Below are 3,764 nucleotides of genomic sequence, written 5' to 3'. Positions count from 1 at the left end.
GCTCTACGCCAATGCCCCGGTGCTCGACACCGGCGCGCGCGGCTCGACCGTGACCTTCGCGCAAAAGGGCATCGGCGATGTGCTGATCGGCTGGGAAAACGATGCCTATCTGGCGCTCGACGAATTCGGCGCCGACAATTTCGAAATCGTCTACCCGCCGACATCGATCCTGGCCGAGCCGCCGGTGGCGATCGTCGACGCCAATGTCGACGCCAAGGGCACGCGCAAGGTCGCCGAAGCCTATCTGGGCTGGCTCTATTCCAAGGAAGCGCAGACGATCATCGCCAAGAACCACTATCGTCCGGCCAAGCCTGAACTGGTGGCGCCGGCAGATCTGTCCAAGACACCTGATATCAAGCTGATCTCCATCGACGATCCGCTTTTCGGCGGCTGGAAGAAGGCACAGCCTTATCATTTCGGCGATGGTGGAATATTCGACCAGATCTACAAGCCTCAATAGGGGAACAGGAGAAGCTTCCCGATGGCTTCTCCATCCCCGATGCCCTTGCGGTCGGTTTTATCAACATAATGGTGACCCGATTGTAACGTGGGATTGGCCCCGGACCGAGAACGAGGGAGTGCCAGCGTCTGCACACCTCCAAACTTCTCGGTCTCGCGGGAGAAACCGTATGGCTGGAGAACAGCAACCGGACGACAAGCTTAGTCGCCTTCTTGCCTCAGGCTGGTCCATCATGGGCTATTCGACGACAATGATGGCCGCTGGGACAATGACCCATTCAGTCTTGCTGCAGAAAGAACACGTACTGATCTCGGCAACTATCGTGGCTGAAGGCGATCACGAGATTGGGCGTGCTTTCACGATGCTGGCCCCGGCTCCAGATACGAAGAAGCGTCGAACTTGAGGCCGACGCAATGATAAGGCTCAATTCAGGCGGCGCGTGTAGTGGGCTTTAGCCGCTCAGGCCTTTCCGAAACGCGTTTCTTGCAGTTCGCAAGCGCAAACGTGCGATTCTGGATCGCAATCGACGACGCTGGGAAAAGCGTCCAGCGCCGCGGGCGGAATGCGACCCGGCTTTTCTGCGCCGCCGGGTGATCGACAGGCAGTTCGATTTCGACGCGCTGGCGCTCACCACCGATCTCGAGTTCGACCCGGCGCGTGCCGGCGACGCGGCGGCTGGCGGTCACCGTGCCGGCGATGCAGCCGCTGCAGCCGTCCGGCAGTTCGACATCGTGCGGGCGGAAGTAGAGCGTCGCATCGCCCGAGGGTTCGTGGGGCGCGGCAAGCCCGATCGGACGGTCGGCGAGCCAGATCTCACCATTCTCGACCTTGACGGGAAGCGAGCTCGATTCACCGATGAAGCCGTAGACGAAGGGCGAGTTCGGCGTGTCGTAGATATCGTCGGCAGTGCCAACCTGCTCGATGCGGCCCTGGCTCATCACCACGACGCGGTCGGCAAGCTCCAGCGCCTCTTCCTGGTCGTGGGTGACGAAGACGGTGGTGTGGCCGGTGGTGTCATGGATTTCGCGCAGCCAGCGGCGCAGTTCCCGGCGCACCTGCGCGTCAAGCGCGCCGAACGGCTCGTCGAGCAGCAGCACCTTGGGTTCGATGGCCATGGCGCGCGCCAGCGCCACGCGCTGCCGCTGGCCGCCGGAAAGCTGCGCCGGATAGCGCTTCTCCAGCCCTGAAAGCTGGACAAGGTCGAGAAGCTCGGAGGCGCGGCGGCGGATCTCCTGCGCCGGCGGGCGTGACGGCCCGTGCCTAACCTTCAGGCCGAAGCCGATATTGTCGGCCACCGTCATGTGCCGGAACAGCGCATAGTGCTGGAAGACAAAGCCGACATTGCGATCCTGGATCGACTTGTGCGAGGCGTCCTCGTCGCCGAAAAAGATGTTTCCCCGCGTCGGCCGCTCCAGTCCGGCGATCAACCTGAGCAGCGTCGTCTTGCCGGAGCCGGACGGCCCCAGCAACGCGATCAGCTCGCCCGACTTGATGTCGAGCGACACGTCGTGGAGGGCCGGAAACCGGTCAAACTCCTTGCGCACGTTGGCAACGCGAACTTCCATCGACAGAACCTTCTAATGCCCGCGCGATGCGGCGATCTCGGCGCCGTAGCGCATCTCGAGAAGTGTTTTCAAGACCAGCGTGACGAGCGCCAGGCCGGCAAGCAATGAGGCGACGGCGAAGGCGCCGACGGCGTTGTACTCGTTGTAGAGGATCTCGACATGCAGCGGCATGGTGTTGGTCAGGCCGCGTATGTGGCCCGACACCACCGAGACCGCGCCGAACTCGCCCATGGCGCGCGCATTGCACAGCAGCACGCCGTAGAGCAGCCCCCATTTGACGTTGGGCAAGGTCACGAACCAGAAGGTCTGCCAGCCATTGGCGCCAAGCGAGAGTGCTGCCTCCTCGTCGCCATTGCCCTGTTCCTGCATCAGCGGGATCAACTCGCGGGCGACGAAGGGGAAGGTGACGAAGACGGTGGCCAGGACGATGCCCGGCACGGCAAACAGGATGACGATGCCATGCGCTTTCAGCCAGCCGCCGAGCAGCCCCTGGGCGCCGAACAAAAGCACATAGACCAGGCCCGATATGACCGGCGAGACCGAGAAAGGCAGGTCGATCAGCGTGGTCAGGAAGGCCTTGCCCTTGAACTCGAACTTGGCGATCGCCCAGGCGGCGGAGATGCCGAAGACAATGTTGAGCGGCACCGAGATCGCCGCCACCAGCAGCGTCAGCCGGATTGCCGAGCGCGTGTCGGCGTCACTGAGCGATTGCGTATAGGCACCAACGCCTTTTGCCAGCGCTTCGTGGAAGACGATGATCAGCGGCAAGAGCAGGAAGACGCCGAGGAAAGCGAAGACGATGGCCATCAGGACGGCTTGCGCCGGCCGGCTCTCGGTCACCGCCGCCGAGCGGCTCTCGTGATGCGGTGCGTAGGATTTGATCTCGGGATCAGCCATAGCGCTTGCGGCTCCATGACTGTGCGAGATTGACGATCAAAAGCATCAGGAACGACAAAAACAGCATGATCGCCGCGATCGCGGTCGCTGCCGGATAATTGTACTCCTCCAGCCGGATGACGATCAGAAGCGGCGCGATCTCGGATTTGTAGGGCAAATTGCCGGCGATGAAGATGACCGAGCCGTATTCGCCGACGCCGCGCGCGAAGGCCAGCGAAAAGCCGGTAGTGATGGCCGGCGCCAGGCCCGGAAACAGGATGCGGGTGATGATCTGGAAGCGGCTGGCGCCAAGCGTGGCGGCGGCTTCCTCCACCTCCTTGTCGATCTCCTCCATGATCGGCTGCACGGTGCGCACGACAAAGGGCAGGCCGATGAAGATCAGCGCGATGACGATGCCGAGCGGCGTATAGGCGACCTTGATGCCAAGCGGCATCAGCAATTTGCCGATCCAGCCGTTCGGCGCATAGAGCGTGGTCAGCGCAATGCCGGCCACCGCCGTCGGCAGCGCGAAGGGCAGGTCGACCATGGCATCGACGATGCGGCGGCCGGGAAAGCGGTAGCGCACCAGCACCCAGGCGACGAGCGTGCCGAAGACGACGTTGACGCCAGCCGCGATGAAGGCGGTGCCGAAGCTGATTTCAAGCGCGTTGATGGTGCGACGGTCGGTTGCGATCGCCCAGAACTCGGGCCAGCCCAAGGCGGCCGAGCGCCAGATCAGCCCCGACAGCGGGATGAGGATGATGAGGGTGAGGTAGGCAAGCGAGAAGCCGAGCGTCAATCCGAAACCCGGAATGACACTCGGCTGTCTGAACCGCCACCCAGCCTGCGCGGGTGCTGTGGTC

Annotated in this window: 5 protein-coding genes; 2 read left to right on the top strand and 3 right to left on the bottom strand. The window is 63.0% G+C overall.

What is annotated here, in order from left to right; genetic code table 11:
• Both EN993_RS32690 and EN993_RS32685 read left to right on the top strand, forming a co-directional pair.
• Positions 1 to 460, top strand: a 460-nt coding sequence (locus tag EN993_RS32690; RefSeq protein ID WP_127265892.1) for a sulfate ABC transporter substrate-binding protein, incomplete at its 5' end; no start/stop codon positions are given.
• A 169-nt stretch (positions 461 to 629) separates the two neighbouring features.
• Entirely contained in the window at positions 630 to 863 is a 234-nt protein-coding gene (locus tag EN993_RS32685; protein ID WP_126068074.1) for a hypothetical protein, read from the top strand.
• A 25-nt stretch (positions 864 to 888) separates the two neighbouring features.
• Here the strand turns inward: EN993_RS32685 and EN993_RS32680 are convergent, their stop codons facing one another.
• The 3 genes from EN993_RS32680 to cysT are packed head-to-tail and all read right to left on the bottom strand — an operon-like array spanning position 889 to position 3,715.
• Positions 889 to 2,025, bottom strand: a complete 1,137-nt coding sequence (locus tag EN993_RS32680; protein WP_126068073.1) for a sulfate/molybdate ABC transporter ATP-binding protein — start codon at positions 2,023 to 2,025, stop codon at positions 889 to 891.
• A 12-nt stretch (positions 2,026 to 2,037) separates the two neighbouring features.
• Positions 2,038 to 2,922 carry a sulfate ABC transporter permease subunit CysW gene (gene cysW / locus EN993_RS32675; RefSeq protein WP_109672947.1) on the bottom strand — a complete coding sequence of 295 codons (885 nt, stop codon included), beginning with the start codon at positions 2,920 to 2,922 and terminating at the stop codon, positions 2,038 to 2,040.
• On the bottom strand, positions 2,915 to 3,715 hold the full coding sequence (gene cysT, locus EN993_RS32670; RefSeq protein WP_109672949.1) for a sulfate ABC transporter permease subunit CysT: 801 nt from the start codon (positions 3,713 to 3,715) through the stop codon (positions 2,915 to 2,917). Before cysT ends, cysW begins: the two co-directional genes overlap by 8 nt.
• Between the last annotated feature and the right edge of the window lie 49 nt (positions 3,716 to 3,764).

It is taken from the genome of Mesorhizobium sp. M7D.F.Ca.US.004.01.2.1 (genome assembly GCF_003997785.1).
GTDB classification, from domain to species: Bacteria; Pseudomonadota; Alphaproteobacteria; order Rhizobiales; family Rhizobiaceae; genus Mesorhizobium; species Mesorhizobium loti.
The sequence above is the reverse complement of the archived record's forward strand: the minus strand, read 5'-3'. Positions and strand labels throughout refer to the sequence as shown.